Raw genomic sequence first — 20,587 nt, 5'->3', positions numbered from 1 at the left:
TAATGATAATCGTTATGCTTTTCTGCTAATCATTATACAAAAGGGGAAGCAGCTCTTCTTCTATAGCACGATCGTTCAGCTCTTCTAGCTCCTTAAATATTTGTAAAAAATCTTCAGTTCTCACGGTTTCTGATGCAGACAGAAGTTCCAGCGCTTTAAGCCTAGTTGCCACACTTTCTGCCCCGAGCAAAGAAACAGATGACTTTAATTTGTGTGCAATGCCTTTTATACCTGCCTTATCTCCTGTAATAATGGCTGTTTGTAATTTCAGTAGCTCTTCTGGTACCTGCTGCAAATACAGCTTTATAATTTCTTTCTTAAAGTCTTTGTTACCACTCGACATTCTGTCAATATAAGCAAAATCACAGACGTTCTTTAATTGCACTTGTGCTGCTGAAGTGTTGTCCTGTTCCTCTCTCTCTTTATCTGTGTGCATATAAACTAATTAAGAATGTGCTATGCGTGTAAAGTTATGGAAATTTGGTTTCCTCGTTATATCAAAGTCATTATTTTTTTGCTATAAAGTTAATTGTGGCCTTTTTAGGTTTGTTTGTATGCCTGTTGCTTGTCTTTTTCTGGATGTTTGTTTAAACATTTTAAGTATGATAAGCTATTGATAAATTATGACTAAACAAATATTGTGTTGTTTCTAGTAATTGTGCTTAAGTTATAAGGTGTACTTGTGGCTAGAGTGTGGGATACTTCTTGAAACATGCATTTCTCCTCATCTTTTTATAATTTGCCTTTTTCACCGAAGAATTTAATGATGACCTATACAGAGAAGCTAGCAGCAATTCGTAGCCAGATGAAAGAAGAAGGTGTAAGCGCCTACCTTATTCCGTCTGCCGACCCGCATATAAGTGAATATGTACCAGATAGATACAAAAGCATTTTCTTTGCCTCGGGTTTTACTGGCTCAGCAGGTACATTAGTTATAACAGAAGATTTTGCAGGCCTCTGGACCGATGCCCGCTATTTTGTGCAGGCAAACGAGCAGCTGGAAGGTAGTGGCTTTGAGCTAGTGAAGATGAAGGTGCAGCATGCGCCAGAGTACATTGAGTGGCTGGCTGAGAAATTTGAGAACGGCGGTACTATTGCCTTCGATGCTAAACTTATTTCTGTAGGATTAGCGCAGCTTTTAGAGCAGCAGCTAAAGCCGTTGAATTTTGAGTTTGCTACCGACCGCGATTACCTCAACCCGATTTGGGAGGGGCGGCCTTCTTTGCCAATGGCGCCAGCTTATATTTTAGGAGAGGAAACAACAGGCAAAGCTACAGCAGCAAAATTAGCAGAATTGCGTGGCGCACTCAAAAAGCATCTCTCCGACTACAATCTGATTTCTTCTTTAGATGATTTAGCCTGGCTGTTTAACTTGCGAGGCAGCGACGTGAAGTGCAATCCTGTGGTGCTTTGCTTTGCACTGGTTAATCAAGATAAAGCCATATTGTTTATAGATTCAGATAAGTTAAACGAAGGAGACAGAAACCAGCTACAGGAGGCAGGAGTGGAGCTACAGCCGTACGAAGCTGTAGAAACTGCTCTGGCTAGCTTACCTGAAGACTCATCCATACTTGTCGATCCGAAACGCAACTGTTTTGCGCTTTTCAAGTTATTGCCTGCTTCGGTGCGTGTAGTGCAGGAAACAAACCCTACCACTTTCTTCAAAGCTGTTAAAAACGAGGTGGAAATAGCTAACATACGTAAAACCATGGTCAAAGATGGTGTGGCTGTAACACGTTTCTTTAAGTGGCTGGACGAAAATATAGGTAAAACTAAAGTTACAGAATTGTCTGCTGAAGAGCAGCTGTTGCAGTTTAGGGCTGAGCAGGAGGATTTTGTAGGGCCGAGCTTTGATACCATAGCTGGCTACAAGGCACACGGTGCCTTGCCGCATTACAGAGCTACCGAACAAAGCGACGTGGAGCTAAAAGCAGATGGACTTTTCCTGCTTGACTCAGGTGGACAATACAAAACAGGAACTTCTGATATCACACGTGTTGTGTCGCTGGGCAACCTGACAGAAGAAGAAAGCATAGATTATACCTTAGTGCTGAAAGGAACGATAGACGGTTCTACAGCACGTTTTCCGAAAGGCACGCGTGGTTACCAGATTGATGCCATCACACGCAAACCACTCTGGGACTATGCCCGCAACTATGGCCACGGAACAGGGCATGGTGTTGGTTTCTTCCTGAATGTACACGAAGGGCCGCATGTACTTAACCCTAGCCCAACTCCGATTGATATTGAATTAGGGATGATTTCTTCGGTAGAGCCAGGTGTTTACCGCCCAGGTTCCCATGGTATCCGCATCGAAAATCTGGTGCTAACGATAACTGATGAGGTGAATGATTTTGCCGTGTTTTACACTTTCGAAACGCTGACTTATGCGCTTATCGATACAAAACCAGTGAAGAAAGAGCTGCTGGAGCAGCACCATATTGATTGGCTAAACAAGTACAACAAAACAGTAGTCGAAAAGCTTGGCCCGCATTTGCAAGAAGACGAGTTGACCTGGCTGAAGGAAAAAGCCAAAGCGATTTAGGAGTAGGAAAGTTATGGGGGCTCTGAAATTATTTATATGTTTAGCCTCTTAGCCACTTAGCTATTATCAAGCATAGTATCATGGCAAAGTTTTTATAACTTCCACCTTCACCACATCTGCTCCTATGAAGCTTTCAAAATGGTTTCTCTGTCTGTTATCGAATATACTGCCCTTGGCTAGCTTTGCACAGGAGTCTTCGCTTCCTTTTAAACCGGAGTTTACGTTTGCTATCGAACAGGAAAGCCGCTGCATATAGATGGCAAGCTAGAGAAAGAAGCTTGGGCAAAAGCAACCTGGACATCAGATTTTGTAGACATAGAAGGTTCACTTAGACCACACCCGCGCTTCAGAACCCGTGCTAAAATGCTTTGGGACGATACCTACTTTTATGTAGCCGCAGAAATGGAGGAGCCAGAACTTTGGGCTACGCTTACGGAGCGGGAATCTGTTATATTCTATGATAATGATTTCGAAGTGTTTATAGACCCTGATGGCGATACACAGAACTACTACGAGTTTGAAGTAAATGCGCTGGGCACAGTATGGGATTTGTTGCTGGCTAAAACCTATCGCGACGGAGGGCCTGCCATTAACGCTTGGGATATTCGTGGGGTACAGGTGGGGGTGCAGTTAAACGGTACACTTAACAACCCTGACGATAAGGATAAGAAGTGGATAGTGGAAATTGCTTTTCCGTGGGATATTTTGAAAGAATGTGCGTCAGAGGGTCGTAAGCCTAAGCACGGAGAGCAATGGCGCCTGAACTTTTCCAGGGTGGAGTGGCAGACAGAGGTAAAGGATGGACAGCATGTAAAAAAACTAAATCCAGATACAGGCAAAGCATACCCAGAAGATAATTGGGTGTGGTCGCCGCAGGGCGTGGTGGATATGCACCTGCCTGCCACCTGGGGCTTTGTGCAGTTTTCAGACAACGTAGCTGGCACTAAAACTGATAAAGTTGTACTTGCTACTGACGAGAGAATTAAGTGGGAGCTAAGAAAGCTCTACTATGCTGAGAAGCACTATCACCAGCAGCACAAAAGGTACACCACATCATTAGCAGATCTTGTCTGGAAGCCTGAAGCTATAGTTGATTATACTTTTGTACCGCAGATTATGAATACCCAAAGCCAATACGAAATTACAGCAGCCACAGCAGATGGAAAAGGCTTGTGGCATATCCGAAACGATGGTAAAGTATGGCGCGAATAAAAGAAAAAGCCGCACAACAGAACGTTATGCGGCTTTTTAGGAGCTAAACTTTGCTATGTTACTCTAATCTTTACTGCGCGAGCGTGTTTCTCTGCTGCGTTCAGGTTGCTGACGCTCGCTTGATTGCCTTTCTTGCGAAGGCTGCACGCGTTGCGGGCGCTCTGCTCTTTGAACCTGCTGCTCACGCGGAGCACGTTGAACGCTTGGTGTTGACTGTTCTCGCTGGATCGGCATTGGCCTTTCCACCCGTTGCTGCTGCGGCTGTACTCGTGCAGGCGCTTGTCTTGGCGTTGCAGGTTCTCTGCTTTCTTGAGTTCGCTGCGTTGGCCTTTCGTAAGTTGGCCCTTGCACTGGCTGTCGTTGCTGACGTGTGTTTACTGTACTTTCCTGTTGCTGTTGGCGGTTATCAGGAGCGCCATATGTCCTATCGGTTCTGGAGGGCCTTTGTGGATAGGCTTCACCATTACTGCCGCTTCGGCTTTCTCTGCTATAGCCTGTTCTACTATCAGCTGGGTAGCTTTGTGCCCTGCGCTCCTGTTGGTAGCCAGGCGAACTTCTTTGAAAGTCTTCTGCATTACGGTCTGGTCGGCCAGAATAATTACCTCCGTTACTTGAGCCAGCTTCTACAACACGTGCCGGGCGAGACGAGTTTTGTCTGTTGTCTCGTACATCAGGATTGTAAACCCTCAAAGCGCCGTTTCTGGCCTCATAACGGCCTGGCTTATCTGTGTGGTCCAGCTTATAAACATCCACACGCCTACGCGTCACTCTTTCTACTTCATCTCTTCTAGGTCCGGCAGCATACACACGGTTGTTGTGGCGGTACACATTGTTAATGATAACCGTATTATAGTATATGTTCGTGACACGTGTTCTTGGAGCATAGTAAGTATAGATGCGTGGGCTGCAGATGTAGCGTTGCGGCACAAACACCCAGTGCGCCAGCGGTATCTTTACCACTACGTTCACTTGTATATTCGGTCCCAGCGGTGCCCAGCCATAATATCCGTTGCCAGAGCGCCAATCAACCCAGGCTGGTCCCCATTCGGTGCCAGGTATCCAAGCCCATCCATAAAAATCGTCGTAGTACCAGCGGCCATAGTGGAATGGTGCCCATCCCCAGTCATAATCAGAAACCCAGGTATGGCCATATTCCGTCATTACCCAATGGCCACGGGATGCATACGGTTGGAAATCACGCCCTGCATCTGGTAGCCACACATAGCCATGTGCAGGTGTATTAATCCATCGGCCATAAGGCGACAGTTCATCATAAAAAGTTTGAAAGGAGATATGTACTCCTTGCTGTGCGGCTGCCTTTTCAGGAATAGCCAATGTGAGCGCTAGCATTGCTGCAATACTGTAAACCCACAGGTTTTTTAAAGCTCTCATAATGCATGATAAATAAGGTAGACTGTATCGTTATCTCATCTGACGGATCAAATGTTTTTTATATAGTTTATCTATAATAAATACCTTGCCAAAACATTTGGCTGAGTGTAAATCAGGGGAAATAATTATGTGTAATACACACTATCTCACATAATAACGTGTAAAGGGATCTTTTTAGCCTCTCATCACTAAAGACTTATATAAGTTTAGCAGTTCCTGCTGCCTCAGTTACCTATAGGTATAGCAGAAGCTTTACTATCTTTGGGTGGATATTTTGCGCTACTAAAGCTTTTTCTGCATGAGCAGCTTTATACTTTTGTTCGGATGCTTGTTTATCGGGCTGCTGCTACGGCGGGTGAAAGCTTTTCCTGCCAACACACCTGTAGCGCTGAACCAGTTTATCATTTACGTTTCTTTACCTGGACTTACGCTGAATTTCATCCCCGAAATTCAGTTGGATTCTACGGTGCTGTTGCCTGTGGGCGTGGCCTGGATTTGTTTTGCATTATCAGCTTTGATCTTTATAAGCCTTGGCAAAATATATGGCTGGTCCAGAAAGTTAATTGGGTGTATGGTTTTGATGTCGGGGCTTGGCAATACTTCTTTTGTAGGTTTTCCTGTTATTGAGGCACTTTATGGTATAGAAGGACTGAAAACAGCCATATTAGTAGATCAACCCGGTTCGTTTGTGGTGCTTTCTACGGTAGGTATAGCAGTTGCCGCTTATTTCTCTAAGGGCCAAACCAGCGCAAGTGTTATAGCCCAAAAAATCTTCACCTTTCCGCCTTTTATTGTATTTGTAATGGCTTTGGTGATGAATGTGCTAGGGCTTCATTTTTCAGATACTTTTAATGAGGTTTTTGAGCGGCTTGGAAGCACTGTAACTCCGCTGGCGCTGGTATCGGTGGGAATGCTGCTAAAAGTGGAGCGACGCAGCAAGCATTGGAAGTTCCTGCTGGTGGGACTCGTCTTTCAATTGCTCGTAGCGCCTGCTGTTATTTACCTGCTGTATGTTGTGCTGTTCAAAGGAAGGGGAGAAGTGGTGCAGATCAGCATACTGGAAGCTGCCATGGCACCAATGATTACCCCATCTATTGTTGCTGCAGCCTATGGCTTAAAACCACGCCTTGCCACCATGATGATTGGAATAGGTATACCTGTTTCTTTTATAACCCTTGCTTTCTGGTATTGGCTAGTGCAGGGAGTTTGATGTTTGTTATTCGTTGTTCGGAAAAAATATTTCTACTGTTGCAAATCTCCACGTGTACTAAGTAAAGTGTTAAGTTAATACGTGAAACCTCAGCTATATTGTTGATGGTTCTCTATGAGAAAATACACGGACAACGATAAACGAATAATAAACAACTAACTTACTCCTCCTGAAAAGTATCCATTTTGATCTTTTCAATCATGAGGTAAGCCTTAAACTGGTGGATCATCTTGTCCATCTCTCGCTCTTTTTCATCTAAAGCCACTACTTCTTCATCAGAAGTTTCCAGTACAGGCCTTAAGCGGGAAAGACTATCGTTTAACTGAACAATGGCATCTGCAGTATGAGCAAGCAATTCCTCGTTTTGCTGGGTTTCCTGGCCTTGTTCCAACTCCTGAATGTATACCTCCAGGAACTTCACCATATCCCAAGGATTGTTTGGGCGGTTCCATGTGAAGATTAGGTTACAGCGGCGACAGCGGTAGGTGTTGCTGCGCCAGCCGTATTCGTTAGTAGTGGTGCCGTTCTTCTTCAGCATCTCAGCCTTGCCACATTTGGGGCATTGAGCATTGTCTACTATTATCTGCTCTAGACGTTCGCGTTTATCCAGAATAGCAGATCGATTAGACGCATGTGAAAGCAACTGATTTTCCAGGTTCTGGCAAGCTGTAATAAGTTGCTCGTGTTCTGGACTAAGTGTTCCCTCCTCCATCAGCAGCTCTGCTCGCTTGCTAAAAAAGCGAATCAGCCTAATCAGTTCTCTCTCGTTGGCTTTCAGTTCTGGTTGCTTCATAGCACAAAGGTAGGAATTATGAGTTAAAAAGTTAAAAGGTTGAAAAGTTAGAAGGTTGGAGTCAGTTATAGCAAAGTAGTACAACTCTTAAATCTCTAACTCCTCAACTCTCTAACTCTTTTCCCTTAACCTTTTATAAATGCGGATTGCCAGCATCAGCATGGCTGAGAAGATAATCAGTCCTAAAATTCCCCAAAGCATACTTAAAGAGCTTTTGAGCACCACCAAGAATACAATGCTGATGAGGAAAAGCGTGGCGACTTCGTTCCAGATGCGGAGGTGGGTGGAGTTGTACTTTAGCACACCTTGCTGCTGTTGCTTAAAAATGCGGTGGCAAAGGAAATGATACACGTATAGCCCAGCAACAAAGCAAAGCTTCCAGACAAGCCAACTCGGAACGGAGCCCCAGAGGTATAGCATGGTGCCACCAAAAATCAATGTTAATACCGCCGAGGGCCAGGTGATGCCGTACCAGAGCCGCTTCTGCATAAGTGAAAACTGCTTCTGTAAGATGCTACGTTCTGGCTCAGGTTTTTCTTCGGCTTCGGCAAAATAGATGAACAGACGCACAATGTAGAACAAGCCTGCAAACCAGGTTACTACAAAAATGATATGTAAGGCCTTAACGTAAAAGAAGCTGTCCATCTCTTATTTGTTTTGCACAAAGGTACGCCTCAAAAACGAAAAGGCCGCAGGAATTAGGAGAAGTAGCAAGTAAGACACAAGACGTAGGACTCAAGTTGAATTATCCTGTGTCTTAAGTCCTGCGTCTTGTGTCTTATATTGCTACACCGATCGACTGAAAACTGGCGTAGTAGGTGTCTTCTCCCAAAGGCGGGCGTCTAAGCACATGGCTATGTTGCGTACAAATGGCCTGCCAGCAGGTAAAATGTATATATGGCTTTGGTCGTAGTCTACTAAACCGTCGTCTACAAGAGGGTATAAGCGCACTAGTGCATCCACTAAATTAGGCAGCTCAGAGGCCTCCCAAGTGGTTTCGAAGCGGCACATTAGGTTAAGAATGTGCTGGCGGATGAGCAAATCTTTATCTGTCAGTTCATGGCCTTTCAGGATCGGTAAAGTATTTGAAAGAATAGCTTCTTCGTAAGCTTCAACCTCTTTTACGTTTTGCATAAAAGCTGTTCCCGTATCTGAAATACTGGAGGCACCCAACCCGATCAGTAACTGCGTTGGGTGTGGTGTGTAGCCCATAAAATTACGGTGCAGCATACCATTCTGCGACGCAACATACAGTTCATCAGTAGGCAAGGCAAAGTGGTCAAGGCCAATTTCGACGTAACCTGCCTCTTCGAGCAAATTTCTGCCGAGCTCATACAAACCACGCTTTACAGCGGGCTCTGGTAAATCTTTGTCAGAGTAGCGGCGCTGTGCTTTGCTTTTCCAAGGCACGTGGGCATAGCTGTAAAATGCGATTCGCTCAGGGCGTAGTTCTTTTACCTTCTCAACTGTGTGGCGTACGCTGTCTGAAGCGGCAAACCATAGATAATGTCACCGTTTATAGAAGTATAGCCTATTTCACGAGCCACATCAAAGATATACTTCGTCTGCTCAAAGGTTTGTATACGATTGATGACAAACTGCACGCACGGATCGAAGTCCTGAATGCCGACACTCAGTCTTCTGAAGCCTAAATCAAATAACACCTGCAGTTGCTCTGCGTTGGTGTTGTTTGGGTGAACTTCTACGCTGAAAGCAGCATCTTCTGTTATCTCGACTTTCTCCAGCAGTTTTTGGAGCAAGGTTTTCAGATTTTCTGCGCTAAAAAATGTTGGTGTGCCGCCGCCCAGGTGCAGCTCTGCTATACGGGGTTTTTCTTCAAAAACGGCTAAGTACTGTTCCCACTCCTGCAGCAGGGCTTGCATATAGGGCTCTTCCACCGCATGGTTTTTGGTGATGCGTTTGTTGCAGCCACAGTACGTGCAAAGTTGCTCGCAAAATGGCAGGTGCACGTAAACGCTTATGCCAGCCGAAGCATTTGTTTTCGTAAATGCCTGTTGCACATGCAGTAACCAACGCTCCTGCGTCAGAGGCTTTTCATCCCAAAAAGGTACAGTAGGATAACTGGTATAGCGTGGCGACGGAATGTCGTATTTAGCTAAAAGCTCAGTTGAAGTATGCGTATGAACTGGTGCGGCCATGTTCTTTTATTTATAATCAAAACAAACAAAATGTGCTTTTACACATTGCAAATGTCCGAACATTGGCTGCAGCCTGAAATGACATAAGTCAGTATTAAGGGCATCAAGAAATGACATTTGTATGGTTCTTTCTCAGATGTGCCTTAACTTTATGATTATTGAAGAAGAAACGGAAGATTATATGAAGATAACCGCACCTACATTGCTACTGGATAAGCAGAAATGTCTGCAAAACATAGCAGTAATGGCGAAGAAGGCGAAGCAGAATGGAGTGAGGCTGCGTCCGCACTTTAAAACACATCAGTCGGCACAGGTTGGCGAATGGTTTAAAGATACTGGAGTGGAGGCAATTACGGTTTCTTCGTTGCGTATGGCAAAATACTTTGCCGACCAAGGGTGGACTGATATTCTGGTAGCTTTCCCTACCAACTTGTTGGAAATAGACCTTATAAATGAGCTGGCGGGTCGAATAAAGCTTCACCTGCTTGTGGTAAATACCGAGACTTTAGAAGTGCTGCAGCAACAACTGCAGTTTCCTGTAAATGTGTGGCTGAAAGTAGATGCAGGCTACCGTAGAACTGGTGTGCTGCCTCATGATCATACCACCATTGATAACCTTCTGAATAACATCGAAGCTAGTAACAGCTTAATGTTCAGCGGCTTTTTAGTGCATGACGGCCACACCTATAAGCAGACAGATACAAAAGCGATTCAAACTATTCACAGCACGACAGTTTACCTGTTGCAGATGCTGCGTGAACGTTACTTTGTGCGCTTTCCTGGTTTGCAGTTGTCTATCGGTGATACCCCATCGTGTAGTGTGGTAGAAAACCTTTCGGGCGTTGATGAAATACGGCCTGGAAATTTTGTGTTTTATGATCTGACCCAGCAGCGTATAGGCTCCTGCTCCTTCGATGATATTGCAGTTTGTATGGCCTGCCCTGTGGTAGCAAAGCACCCAGAGCGGCATGAATTGATCATTTATGGTGGCAGTGTGCATTTTTCGAAAGATGTACTGCCGCAGGAGGACGGCAGCGTATGCTTTGGAAATGTAGTAGAGCTGAACGGCAAGGGTTGGTCGGCTCCGCTCGAAGGTATAAAGCTGGTTTCGCTATCGCAGGAACATGGTATTGTGAAGGCGAATCCTGAACAGTTTGCTAAGTATGAGATAGGTGATTTAATGTACATCCTGCCAGTTCATTCTTGCCTCACATCAGATCTAATGAAAGGGTACCTTACACTAGAAGGGGAGTGGCTGGAGCACCTTTCGGGTGTGCCGCAGTATGCACTGGCAAGGTAGGTTTATGGCAATTGAGGTTAAATTGCACAAGGATTGAATGCAGGCGCTAGATAGTGGGACTGCTAGAAAGGATAAACTTTGTGTGCAAGAACTTTAGATAGAGCAGCTTAAAACTTTGCGTTATAATCTTATATTTGTCTTCATCAATAGCCTTAATCATTGAAGATTTTGAAGCAGAGCGTTTAGCGTCAGGTATAGCATGGCTACAGTACTAGAAGATCATCCTCTTGAACCTATAAAACATAAGGAACCTCGGAAGGTTAAGAAAAGCCCTCCTAAAAGCTCGCGCCCTAAAAAGAAGCAAACAAAGGCAAGGCCTAAAAAGCAGAAGAAGTCGGCTGTTCCTTTCTTGGTCGGATTGGGTGTTATTGCCTGTATGGCTGCTATCTTCGTCTATGTCGAATTTTTTGTGGTAAAACCTAAGCCTGTGTGGCCAGAGGGGCATAGTATTTATGGCGTGGATGTGTCGCATTACCAGAAAAAGGTAGATTGGGTACAAGTGCGGCAAAGCGAGGTATTGTTTGCTTTTGTAAAGGCTACAGAAGGAGCCAAACTTAAAGACAAGCGCTTTCAGGATAACTGGGAGGGGGCAGCAGAGGCAGGAGTGATAAGAGGAGCCTATCACTTTTTTGTACCGCATGTTTCCGCTGAGTTACAAGCCATAAATTTCAACTCTACTGTAGAGTTATCCAAAGGCGATCTGCCACCTGTGCTGGATGTGGAACTGAGGGGAAAGAAGCCCATCAAACAATTTCGTGCTGATCTGAAAGTGTGGTTAAGCCAGGTGGAGGAAAAGCAAGGTGTAAAACCAATTATTTATACAGGCTATAAATTTTACAAAGATTACCTGGAGGGACATTTCGATAACCATCATCTCTGGATTGCTCATTATAAAGTGCCTAAACTCAGGCTAGAAAAAAGTGATAAGGTAAAACTGGCCTTCTGGCAGCATACCGATGGTGGCTATATCGATGGCATCAACGGTATTGTAGACTGCAACGTGTTCTACGGTAGCATGCGCGATTTAAAAGAGGTATGTATTAAGTAGGCTTGAGGATCTTTATATCGATATAAGAGTAACGTCCTAATGTACAGTAATACAGTAAGTGCTTGAGTGAAAAATTAGCTTTACCCTATAAAAGCAGCAGGGGATTGGCATTTGCCAATCCCCTGCTGCTTTTATAGGGTAAAGCTAAGCATTAGTACTGATCAGAATTGTTTTGTCGTCTCTTGTCACGGATTCTGTCCCAGTCGAAGGTGCGGTATCTGTTGTCGCTCTTAAAGTAGTCGCTGTCAGAGTTGGAGTTACCGTGGCCGCCACTGTAGTAGCCATTGGTGCCGTAAGGAGTGTCGTTGTAGCCACTGTGTCGGGCATCGCGGTTGTAACGATCTCTGGATCCGTAGTTGTCTCTGTCCCGGCTGTACTCGCTTCTGGAGCTGCGGTCGTAGCCGCTGCCCATATAGTTGCCTTCAGCTCCGCCATAGTTTGATGAGTTGCGTCGGTTGTTGTCGCGGTCAAAGTCGTAGCGGTTCTGGCTGTCGCCCTGAAACCTTCTGGATGTATCGGAGCCGTAAAGTTCTCTGTTGTCGGTGTTGCCCATGCCACGGTCGCTACCATAAACCTCGTCGCCTTGGTATGCGCGGTAGCCGCCTGGGCTGTAGTGGCTATTACGTGCTTCGCGAGGCGAACCCATGCCGCTGTCAAAATTAAAGTTGGTGTCAGAGTCGTAATGGCGTTGCTGCGGATAGCCTCCTCTTGGTGTGCCAAAGCCTTGTGCCCCGCCATAGCTGCCCATGTTGCCGTAGTTTCTGGAGGTGCTGTAGGTGTCATATATATCCTGGTTACTCACATTTCGTGATCCGCCCATCTCGTTTCCCTGGTTGCCCCAGGTGCCGCTGTTGCTTTCGTTGCCATAACCACCTCTGGCCGATGAACCGTAGTCGTCGAACTGATAGTCATTGTCGCGCTCTGGATGACGGTATCTGTCTGATCGCCTTGTTTGCTGATTTCTTTGGTTATTTCCTTCCTGATAGTCACTCTGATATCTTTCCATGGTAAATAAGTTTGTTAGTAGGTTTTTCTTTTTTTTAACGAAGACGAAGAGTAGGGGTTATCTGAAGGAGGGTAATTGGAGGAAGTTTAAGCATCGTGTAAACAGACGTATTTTATCACTGGTTTTTGCTTCTGCTTTGCATTTGGTTTGACATCAGAGGCCATTTTAAGTTATAAAACTTACCACATATTTAAAATATTCAAATTGCGTAGCGGTAGTTCAATGTTTTTATAAAGGGAGGGCAGTTTTGTTGATGGATGAATCATAATAGTACAACCAAACCATCTGTTATTAAGTAAATATTTCTACTCCTGACAAATTGGCGAAGAACAATGTTTGGGATTACCTATAGGTAAATAAAATGGTAGTTCCCTTGGCCAACAACTGTATAGAGAGACAAAATAAATTGAGTGACCACAAAGGAGTATGGCTAAAGTAATTGAAATACAAGAAGGCATAAATATGCAAGGAGCGCATGATTTTTATCAGCAGGCCCTTCATATACTAGAGGAGAGTAAAGTAGAATATATGGTTGGTGGAGGGTTTGCCCTACGCTTGTACACAGATATTATGCGGGACACGAAAGATTTGGATCTATTCTGCAAATCAGGCGACTGCCCGCGTATCTTAAAGAGCTTCTCAGATCAAGGTTTCGAAACTGAGTTAACAGATCCAAGATGGTTGGCCAAGGTAAAGCTAGGGGAGCATTTTGTGGATATTATCTTTAACAACCCAGGCAATCACTGTGCTGTGGATGATGAATGGTATAAAAGAGCAGCGAAAAGCGAGCTGTTGGGCGTAAATGTAAGAGTTATCCCAGCGGAGAGCCTTGTGTGGTCGAAGCTATACGTGCAGAATCGTGAACGCTACGATGGCTCTGATATTAACCACCTGATACTGCGCTACGGCGAAAAGATGGATTGGAAATGGATTTGGATGCACATGGAAACGCACTGGCACCTGCTGCTGGCCCAAATACTATCCTTTCAGTTCGTATATCCATCCGACAGAGATTTAGTGCCTAAGTGGCTTTTTGACGAGCTTCTGACGCGAGCAAGGGAGCAGTATGATATGCCCACACCTATTGAGAAAATATGCAGAGGCCCTCTGATAGACCAAACGCAATACGCCATCGATATTACCGAATGGCAGTATAAAGTAGTAACAATGAGATCAGTTTAAATTTATGACAATAACACAAAGCAACACAACTATAACCAGAATTGCAGCAGTAGGCGACATCCACGTACGCGAAAGCGACCAAGGTAAATGGGAGGAGTACTTTAAGCAAGTGTCTGAGAAGGCAGATGTGCTGCTGCTTTGTGGAGATTTAACCGATACAGGACGCGTAACCGAGGCAGAGGTGCTGGTGAAAGAACTGAAAGGATGTACCATACCTGTAGTGGCTGTACTGGGCAACCACGATTGGGAGCACGATGAGCAGGACGAAATTCGCAGGCTACTGGTACAGGAAAAAGTACATATGCTAGATGGCGAGTGTGTGGTGATAGAAGGAATTGGTTTTGCAGGAGTAAAAGGTTTTGGTGGCGGCTTCGACAGGGGGATGTTGGGCATGTTTGGCGAGAAAGCGCTTAAATCGTTTGTGCAGGAAGCAGTAGACGAAGCGCTGAAGCTAGACGGTGCTCTGGCCCGGTTAGATGCCGAGAATGAAGACATCAAGAAGATAGCGGTCTTGCATTATGCTCCTATAAAAGAAACAGTGGTAGGAGAGCCAGAGCAGATCTTTCCTTTTCTGGGCTCTTCCCGCTTAGCTGACCCTATAAATAGAAGAGGCGTGTTGGCTGCTTTTCATGGGCATGCGCATATTGGCACACTAGAGGGTAAAACAACCAGAGGCGTGAAAGTCTTTAATGTGTCCAAGCCTATACTTCAGAAAGAAGGGTACGAGCTACCTTTTTATCTGCTGGAGGTATAAACAAACTTTACAAAAGAACATAAAAGAGAGCACCAGATCTTTATTGTAGGTCAGGCGCTCTCTTTGTTTTTTTTAATGATGATCACATTTAAGAGCGCAACAGCATCTTCAGTTTAATGCCATATGCCACCTAAACTCCCGTAAGAATCTGTAGAAGGAGTAGGATAAGAACTTATAAAATGACTATAGTTGAAAAAGACTGTTTTGTAAACAATATCCGTCTGCATGTAGTAGAGGCAGGTGCTCCAGCAGGAAAAGTATTGCTTTTCTTGCACGGCTTTCCAGAATTCTGGTACGGCTGGCGTAAGCAGATTCAGTTTTTTGCTGAAAAGGGATTTCGTGTTATAGTGCCAGACCAAAGGGGCTACAACAGCAGCAGTAAGCCAACAGGTGTAAAAGCGTATACGCTAGAGCACCTGGTTGCAGATGTTGTAGCGCTTATACAGCAGACCGCAAATGAGAAAGTTTACCTAGTTGGCCACGATTGGGGTGGGGCAGTGGCTTGGGCTGTGGCAATACTTTACCCTAAGCTACTAGAAAAACTAATTATCCTGAATATGCCGCACCCCAAGGTAATGAAGCGCAACCTGCAAAAGAACCCAAAGCAGATGCTGCGCAGTTGGTACGCTGGCTTTTTTCAAATGCCCCTATTGCCTGAGTTATGCTGTAGTGCCTTTCACTACAGTTTGTTGGAGAAAAGCATGGCTGGCACAGCGCTTAAAAATGCTTTTTCTGAAGGGGAACTGGGGCACTACAAAAGGGCATGGGAGCAACTTGGTGCTTTAAACAGCATGATTAACTGGTACAGGGCTTATAAATACTCTAAGTTAAATTTGGCAGCAGATGTGCAAGTGCCAACTCTTATGCTCTGGGGAAAGAGAGACAAGTTTTTAGGTGCTGAAATGGCCTCTGAAAGCATCAGAAAATGTGTAAACGGGCAGTTGTTGCTTTTAGAAGGTACCACCCACTGGCTGCACCACGAACGGCCAGAGCAGGTAAACAATGCCATCTACCAATTTATTGTATAAATCTTCAACCTAACAAAACTGCTTATGCAGGCCATCATCTTCTGTGGCATACAGTCCAGCGGCAAATCTACTTTCTACAAAGAGAACTTCTTTAACACGCACATGCGCATTAGCTTGGATCTGCTGCGTACACGCCACCGTGAAACCCTTTTCCTTAGAGGCTGCCTGCAAACAAAAATGCGCTTTGTGGTAGATAATACAAACCCCACCATAGCAGAGCGTAGCAAGTACATTGAACTGGCAAGAGAAGCGAAGTATGAAGTAATCGGGTACTATTTTGAAACGACAGCAAGGGAAGCGGTAGAGCGAAACAGTAGCCGCACAGGCCGTTGGCTTGTGCCCGAGAAAGGAATATACGGAACGGCCAAAAGGCTGGAAAAGCCTTCTGTGTCCGAAGGCTTCGATGCACTTTATATAGTACGTATACAGCAAAATAGTACGTATACAGCAAAAGGGAGCTTTTGAAGTACTGCCTGCTTAAGAGTCAAAGAAAATGCCGAATATCCTTTAAAACTGCGTTTTTGTGACTGAATGAATGTTTTTGACCTATATTAAAGTATTCTATAGTTTCTAATTTTGATAAAACTATTCTGTATTTATACCTAGTTTAAATCGGTATTTATCCCTAAACGAGTAGGTGGTAAGGTCGTTAAAGATATAGGGTATAAGGTAATCATGTGCATGATGTGATTTTCCTTTTCCTAATATTTGAATAATATCACTAAATAAAAAGAAAGACTATGAAAATGATGGCTATTAGAAGTTGGAGAATTATGGCGCTACTAGTGTCTGTTATTGCTGTTACGGCTTGCGATAACGACGATGATGATATTGTTGATATCGATAGAATGACACCTGCCGAGTTTGTGCAACGTGCAGCAGCCTCCGACATGTTTGAGATAACAACTGGTCAGCAGGCTATGGAGCGCTCCGAGAATCAAATGATAATGGATTTCGGACAAATGCTTGTAGAAGACCACACCGAGACTAGCAATGAGCTAATGCAGATGGCACAGCAAAAAAATATAGCCACACCAACCACTTTACCTGAAGATAAACAGGCTGTTGTTAACAGGTTAAACACTAAGACAGGACTTGAGTTTGATCGCGATTTTGCCGAAGTGCAGGTAAATGCACATCAAGATGCTATAGAGTTATATGAAGAAGCAGTCGAAGAGTTGACTGACACAGATTTGAGAGCGTTTGCACAAAGAGTGCTTCCTGTTTTACAGATGCACCTGGAGCAGGCCGAAAACCTTCGTGATGAGTTAGAGGACTAATAAAATAAAATTTAGATTTCCCACAAAAAAAAGGAACCCGCCAAAGTCTGGCGGGTTCATTTTTTTTGTGGTTATGTGTAAGACCTATAGAGCCGCAACTCTAAACCTGCAAGAAAAAGAACTTGTATTAATTTCGTATTGCAGATCGAAAAAAGGGAAGTCAGGTTCATTGGCGGGGAATTGGTAGCAGGAATAAAAACCATGCTCTAAACACAACATTCTGTAGCCAGCTATTTGTTGCACAGGTATAATTGCTACTTTTGGGAAATGTAAATGTTATGATACAGCGGAGTTCAAGGCTAGACAATGTGTTTTACGAAATACGTGGGCCAATATTTGAGAAGGCGCAGGAACTGGAGCGTCATGGATATAAAATCACGAAGCTTAATATCGGTAATCCTGCGCCATTCGGTTTCGATACACCTGACGAGATAATACACGACATGATTCTGAACCTGCGCAATGCGCAAGGCTACACAGAGTCAAAAGGTCTTTTTGCGGCCCGTAAAGCTATTATGCACTACAGCCAAAGCAAAAACATCAGAGATGTGCAGATAGATGATATAATTGTAGGCAATGGCGTAAGTGAACTCATTTTGCTTTCGATGCAGGCGCTACTAGACGATGGCGATGAAATTTTAATTCCTTCTCCTGATTATCCGCTTTGGACCGCTGCTGTTACGCTTTCGGGTGGCAAGGCCGTGCATTATATCTGCGATGAAGAATCGGATTGGTATCCTGACTTGGAGGATATGGAGCGTAAAATCACGAGCCGCACTAAAGGCATTGTGGTCATCAACCCTAATAACCCCACTGGTGCTGTTTACCCCACAGAGGTGCTTGAGAAAATTGTGCGCCTGGCAGAAAAGCACAATTTGATTGTGTTTTCTGATGAGATATATGATAAGATTCTCTACGATGATACGGTGCATGTTTCTACAGCCGCGCTTTCCGAAGATGTGCTTTTCCTGACATTCAGCGGCTTATCTAAAAACTATCGTGCGGCAGGTTTTAGGGCTGGTTGGGTAGTGATAAGTGGCAACAAAGCAGAGGGTAAATCATATATAGAGGGACTGAATGTGCTGGCTAGCATGCGCTTATGTAGCAATGCTCCTGCCCAATTTGTTATACAAACAGCATTGGGAGGTTATCAAAGTATAGCCGATTTGGTTTTGCCAGGTGGTAGGCTGCGCCGCCAGCGCGATTTATGCTATGAAAAACTCACGGCTATACCTGGCATTACCTGTACAAAACCTAAAGGTGCGTTCTACATGTTTCCAAAGATTGATGTAAAGAAGTTTAACATTCAGGACGATCAGCAGTTTGTGCTTGATTTTTTGTGTGAGCAGCATGTGTTGCTGGTGCAGGGTAGCGGCTTTAACTGGCAGAAGCCAGATCATTTTAGGGTGGTATACCTGCCTGCGCTAGAGGAACTGAATGATACCCTTAACAGGCTTGCCCTGTTTCTGGAATATTATAAAGGAAAATCATCATCTTCGGGCTTTTCTAAAAAGCTGGCGGTAGTGTAAGGGGCACATTATCTTTCACATCAGAAATAAACAAAGGGCTGGCGAAGATATTAGCCAGCCCTTTGTATTAGCAGAAACTATGAAAACAGTAATTTATATGATTCTGATTATTTAAAGAGGATGTAAAGCTGTTGTCTCCTCGATAAATATAAAAGCATCATAGCGCATGGGCAAAACAGTTGGCACATAGTTGCCTTGCTCGTTGCTTGGGTTGTAGCTTACGCCTATGGCTCTATGACCACGCCTTTGCAAAAACTTCTGGTCTTGCCTTAGCCCTTCCAGCAGTACTATTTTATCTTCTGGCTGATGCCTTTGCAGAATGGCTTCCCAACTGCCAGGTTGGGCTTCGGGTATACGCATTTCTATTAAGGGGCTTCCCCAGGCTTGTGCGGCAATTACAGTTCCTTCGTAAGTACCAAATCCTACTATATAAGAATTTCCTTGGCCGTGCTCTTCTCTAACCAGTTGCCCCACATTCACCATGCCTGCGTCGGCCATATCGGTATAGCGGGCATCGCCTACGTGGGTGTTATGCTCCCACACAACTATTTTGGCATCTAAGCCATGCTGCTCTACCAGCTGATTGATGGTTTCCATCATGTGTCTGTCACGGATGTTCCAAGAATTGGAGCTGCTTCGGGCAGAGGCTCTAAAGTAACGTTCAGAATTTAAGGCTGCTCTTGCATTCTGAATGGCGTTAAAGGCTTCCTCATCTCTGGCTGGGCTTGCGGCTACTCTTTCCTGTACCACCTCCAGTAACTGCTCTAGTTCATCGGTGCAATTGGCTCCAGAATTTAGGGTAGCAGCTGCATACGCGCTTTCGTTACGGTTGTAAGGCGCAAAGCACTGCAACGCCGCTGAAGCTGCCTGAGCTGCATTGAGGTCTGTTTGGTTTAAGTACCGCTGCACTTCCTCCATTGATTCCCAGAGACTGTACACATCCAGGCCATAAAAGCCTACCATGTCGGAAGGGTTCTGTGTGTTGTAAGCCCGAAGCCATTCAGTCAGGTCTTCTATTTCGGTATTAGCCCACATCCAGGTAGGCCATCTGTTAAAAGCCTGTAGGGCTTCTCTGGCGCTGTTGGCGTTGCTATTGCCCCTAACATACCTATTTACCTCATAAGCATCAGGCCAGTCGCCTTCTACACCTATCAGCGTAAAGCCTTTCTCCTGAATCAGTCGTTTGGTTATTTCGGCACGCCAGGTATAAAACTCAGAGGTGCCATGTGAGGCTTCACCCAAAAGCACATATTGTGCATCGCCTATGTTTTGGAGCAGCATATTAAGGTCCTGCGCTGTCTCTAGCTTTGTAATAGCACTGGCAGGTATTTCAACGCCCGCTTCGTTTCCAATGGTATCACTATCTTCTTCAGAGCAAGCTGTAAATAGCAAAAACAGCATCACCCATAGTAGTTGTATCTTCTTCATATCTCTCTTTTAAATTTCAACCCTAGATACATTCTTTCTCCGAGTGTCGCTTTAATGCTAGGTCTACATACCGTTTTTTGCCTTACACAGTAGCTTCTGTTTCCAGTTCCTGCCTTGTTCCCATCTGTAGATAAGCTTCTTCCAGAGTTGATACCATCTTAAATAGATGATCCGTTTTCAAAAGCTTAAACATAGTTTTCGTACTGCTATTGAGGCCGAAGAGCAATACATCCGTGTTGTCGGCACGCAATTCTAAAAGCTTGCTGATGAAATCGCTAAAACATAATTTGGTCGTGCTGATGTTCTGTACGTGCGTACAATCTATCCAAACCTGCCGCATAAGCGTGTCAGGTACTTTGTTTAGCGTCTCCTTTATAGTTTGAAACTCTTCACGTTTGATTAATCCTTCAACAATGGTAATGTGCTGGTTCTGGTATGTATGCTTCGTGATTTCCATAATGCTTAGGGTTTAGATTTGCTTGATTCAAAGTAAATAAATAAAGCTGCTGTATTCAGTTTAAATACCAATATATACGTATGTCTCTACAGTTTTACTCTACTGTGATTCTGTTATTAAATTGTACCTTTTGGTGATGTTAGCAGGAATAGCTTTGGAGTAGAATGATCTCTATTGCCTCGAATTTCAAATGAGGCGGTTTTTATGTTCTAATTGCTCCTGTTTCTTTCGATTAGCTCTTTATTGTTAGTTGGATTTTTGCAG

Annotated in this window: 20 protein-coding genes; 11 read left to right on the top strand and 9 right to left on the bottom strand. The window is 44.4% G+C overall.

The window, feature by feature from the left end; genetic code table 11:
- Window positions 1-25 precede the first annotated feature (25 nt).
- Window positions 26-436, bottom strand: a complete 411-nt coding sequence (locus LN893_RS11715; protein WP_229970180.1) for an Hpt domain-containing protein — start codon at window positions 434-436, stop codon at window positions 26-28.
- Window positions 437-763: 327 nt separating this feature from the next.
- Here LN893_RS11715 and LN893_RS11710 point away from each other — a divergent pair, with 327 nt between their 5' ends.
- Together LN893_RS11710 and LN893_RS11705 are read left to right on the top strand one after the other, a co-directional pair.
- The gene (locus LN893_RS11710; protein ID WP_229970178.1) at window positions 764-2,545 is read left to right on the top strand and encodes an aminopeptidase P family protein; all 1,782 of its coding nucleotides are present in this window, start codon (window positions 764-766) and stop codon (window positions 2,543-2,545) included.
- A gap of 246 nt (window positions 2,546-2,791) precedes the next feature.
- Complete coding sequence (locus LN893_RS11705) at window positions 2,792-3,757, top strand: carbohydrate-binding family 9-like protein (RefSeq protein WP_255710015.1); 966 nt, start codon at window positions 2,792-2,794, stop codon at window positions 3,755-3,757.
- Between the two features lie 63 nt (window positions 3,758-3,820).
- Here the strand turns inward: LN893_RS11705 and LN893_RS11700 are convergent, their stop codons facing one another.
- Window positions 3,821-5,149, bottom strand: coding sequence for a DUF6600 domain-containing protein (locus tag LN893_RS11700; protein WP_229970175.1), 1,329 nt, complete (start codon window positions 5,147-5,149; stop codon window positions 3,821-3,823).
- 298 nt (window positions 5,150-5,447) lie between these two features.
- On the opposite strand from LN893_RS11700, the gene LN893_RS11695 reads away from it, so the two are divergent.
- On the top strand, window positions 5,448-6,359 hold the full coding sequence (locus LN893_RS11695; RefSeq protein WP_229970172.1) for an AEC family transporter: 912 nt from the start codon (window positions 5,448-5,450) through the stop codon (window positions 6,357-6,359).
- Between the two features lie 160 nt (window positions 6,360-6,519).
- On the opposite strand, the gene LN893_RS11690 is transcribed toward LN893_RS11695, so the two are convergent.
- From LN893_RS11690 to LN893_RS20740, 4 genes are all read right to left on the bottom strand, one after another.
- On the bottom strand, window positions 6,520-7,152 hold the full coding sequence (locus LN893_RS11690) for a hypothetical protein (protein ID WP_229970170.1): 633 nt from the start codon (window positions 7,150-7,152) through the stop codon (window positions 6,520-6,522).
- A gap of 111 nt (window positions 7,153-7,263) precedes the next feature.
- Window positions 7,264-7,797 carry a CopD family protein gene (locus tag LN893_RS11685; RefSeq protein ID WP_229970168.1) on the bottom strand — a complete coding sequence of 178 codons (534 nt, stop codon included), beginning with the start codon at window positions 7,795-7,797 and terminating at the stop codon, window positions 7,264-7,266.
- A gap of 141 nt (window positions 7,798-7,938) precedes the next feature.
- Window positions 7,939-8,562 carry an oxygen-independent coproporphyrinogen III oxidase gene (locus tag LN893_RS20745; protein ID WP_369427672.1) on the bottom strand — a complete coding sequence of 208 codons (624 nt, stop codon included), beginning with the start codon at window positions 8,560-8,562 and terminating at the stop codon, window positions 7,939-7,941.
- A gap of 44 nt (window positions 8,563-8,606) precedes the next feature.
- Window positions 8,607-9,311, bottom strand: coding sequence for a coproporphyrinogen-III oxidase family protein (locus tag LN893_RS20740; RefSeq protein WP_369427671.1), 705 nt, complete (start codon window positions 9,309-9,311; stop codon window positions 8,607-8,609).
- Between the two features lie 151 nt (window positions 9,312-9,462).
- Here LN893_RS20740 and LN893_RS11675 point away from each other — a divergent pair, with 151 nt between their 5' ends.
- Together LN893_RS11675 and LN893_RS11670 are read left to right on the top strand one after the other, a co-directional pair.
- Window positions 9,463-10,611 carry an alanine racemase gene (locus LN893_RS11675; RefSeq protein ID WP_229970167.1) on the top strand — a complete coding sequence of 383 codons (1,149 nt, stop codon included), beginning with the start codon at window positions 9,463-9,465 and terminating at the stop codon, window positions 10,609-10,611.
- Window positions 10,612-10,810: 199 nt separating this feature from the next.
- Window positions 10,811-11,659 carry a glycoside hydrolase family 25 protein gene (locus tag LN893_RS11670; RefSeq protein WP_229970164.1) on the top strand — a complete coding sequence of 283 codons (849 nt, stop codon included), beginning with the start codon at window positions 10,811-10,813 and terminating at the stop codon, window positions 11,657-11,659.
- A 151-nt stretch (window positions 11,660-11,810) separates the two neighbouring features.
- Here the strand turns inward: LN893_RS11670 and LN893_RS11665 are convergent, their stop codons facing one another.
- Entirely contained in the window at window positions 11,811-12,665 is an 855-nt protein-coding gene (locus LN893_RS11665) for a hypothetical protein (RefSeq protein ID WP_229970162.1), read from the bottom strand.
- Window positions 12,666-13,091: 426 nt separating this feature from the next.
- On the opposite strand from LN893_RS11665, the gene LN893_RS11660 reads away from it, so the two are divergent.
- The 6 genes from LN893_RS11660 (at window position 13,092) to LN893_RS11635 (ending at window position 18,438) form a co-directional block, all read left to right on the top strand.
- Window positions 13,092-13,847 (top strand): nucleotidyltransferase, encoded by a 756-nt coding sequence (locus tag LN893_RS11660; protein WP_229970160.1) that lies wholly within the window; start codon window positions 13,092-13,094, stop codon window positions 13,845-13,847.
- Between the two features lie 4 nt (window positions 13,848-13,851).
- Window positions 13,852-14,601 carry a metallophosphoesterase family protein gene (locus tag LN893_RS11655; protein WP_229970157.1) on the top strand — a complete coding sequence of 250 codons (750 nt, stop codon included), beginning with the start codon at window positions 13,852-13,854 and terminating at the stop codon, window positions 14,599-14,601.
- A gap of 179 nt (window positions 14,602-14,780) precedes the next feature.
- The gene (locus tag LN893_RS11650) at window positions 14,781-15,629 is read left to right on the top strand and encodes an alpha/beta fold hydrolase (protein WP_229970154.1); all 849 of its coding nucleotides are present in this window, start codon (window positions 14,781-14,783) and stop codon (window positions 15,627-15,629) included.
- 24 nt (window positions 15,630-15,653) lie between these two features.
- Window positions 15,654-16,094, top strand: a complete 441-nt coding sequence (locus LN893_RS11645; protein ID WP_229970152.1) for an ATP-binding protein — start codon at window positions 15,654-15,656, stop codon at window positions 16,092-16,094.
- 281 nt (window positions 16,095-16,375) lie between these two features.
- A complete protein-coding gene (locus tag LN893_RS11640) occupies window positions 16,376-16,909 on the top strand; it encodes a DUF4142 domain-containing protein (RefSeq protein WP_229970149.1) in 534 nt (177 codons plus the stop codon).
- A gap of 278 nt (window positions 16,910-17,187) precedes the next feature.
- Window positions 17,188-18,438, top strand: a complete 1,251-nt coding sequence (locus LN893_RS11635; RefSeq protein WP_229970146.1) for a pyridoxal phosphate-dependent aminotransferase — start codon at window positions 17,188-17,190, stop codon at window positions 18,436-18,438.
- A gap of 111 nt (window positions 18,439-18,549) precedes the next feature.
- Here the strand turns inward: LN893_RS11635 and LN893_RS11630 are convergent, their stop codons facing one another.
- Both LN893_RS11630 and LN893_RS11625 read right to left on the bottom strand, forming a co-directional pair.
- Window positions 18,550-19,866 (bottom strand): erythromycin esterase family protein, encoded by a 1,317-nt coding sequence (locus tag LN893_RS11630; protein WP_229970144.1) that lies wholly within the window; start codon window positions 19,864-19,866, stop codon window positions 18,550-18,552.
- A gap of 82 nt (window positions 19,867-19,948) precedes the next feature.
- Complete coding sequence (locus tag LN893_RS11625; RefSeq protein ID WP_229970142.1) at window positions 19,949-20,323, bottom strand: STAS domain-containing protein; 375 nt, start codon at window positions 20,321-20,323, stop codon at window positions 19,949-19,951.
- Window positions 20,324-20,587 lie beyond the last annotated feature (264 nt).

The sequence above is a fragment of the Pontibacter harenae genome (assembly GCF_020907245.1).
Taxonomy (GTDB): domain Bacteria; phylum Bacteroidota; class Bacteroidia; order Cytophagales; family Hymenobacteraceae; genus Pontibacter; species Pontibacter harenae.
The sequence above is the reverse complement of the archived record's forward strand: the minus strand, read 5'-3'. Positions and strand labels throughout refer to the sequence as shown.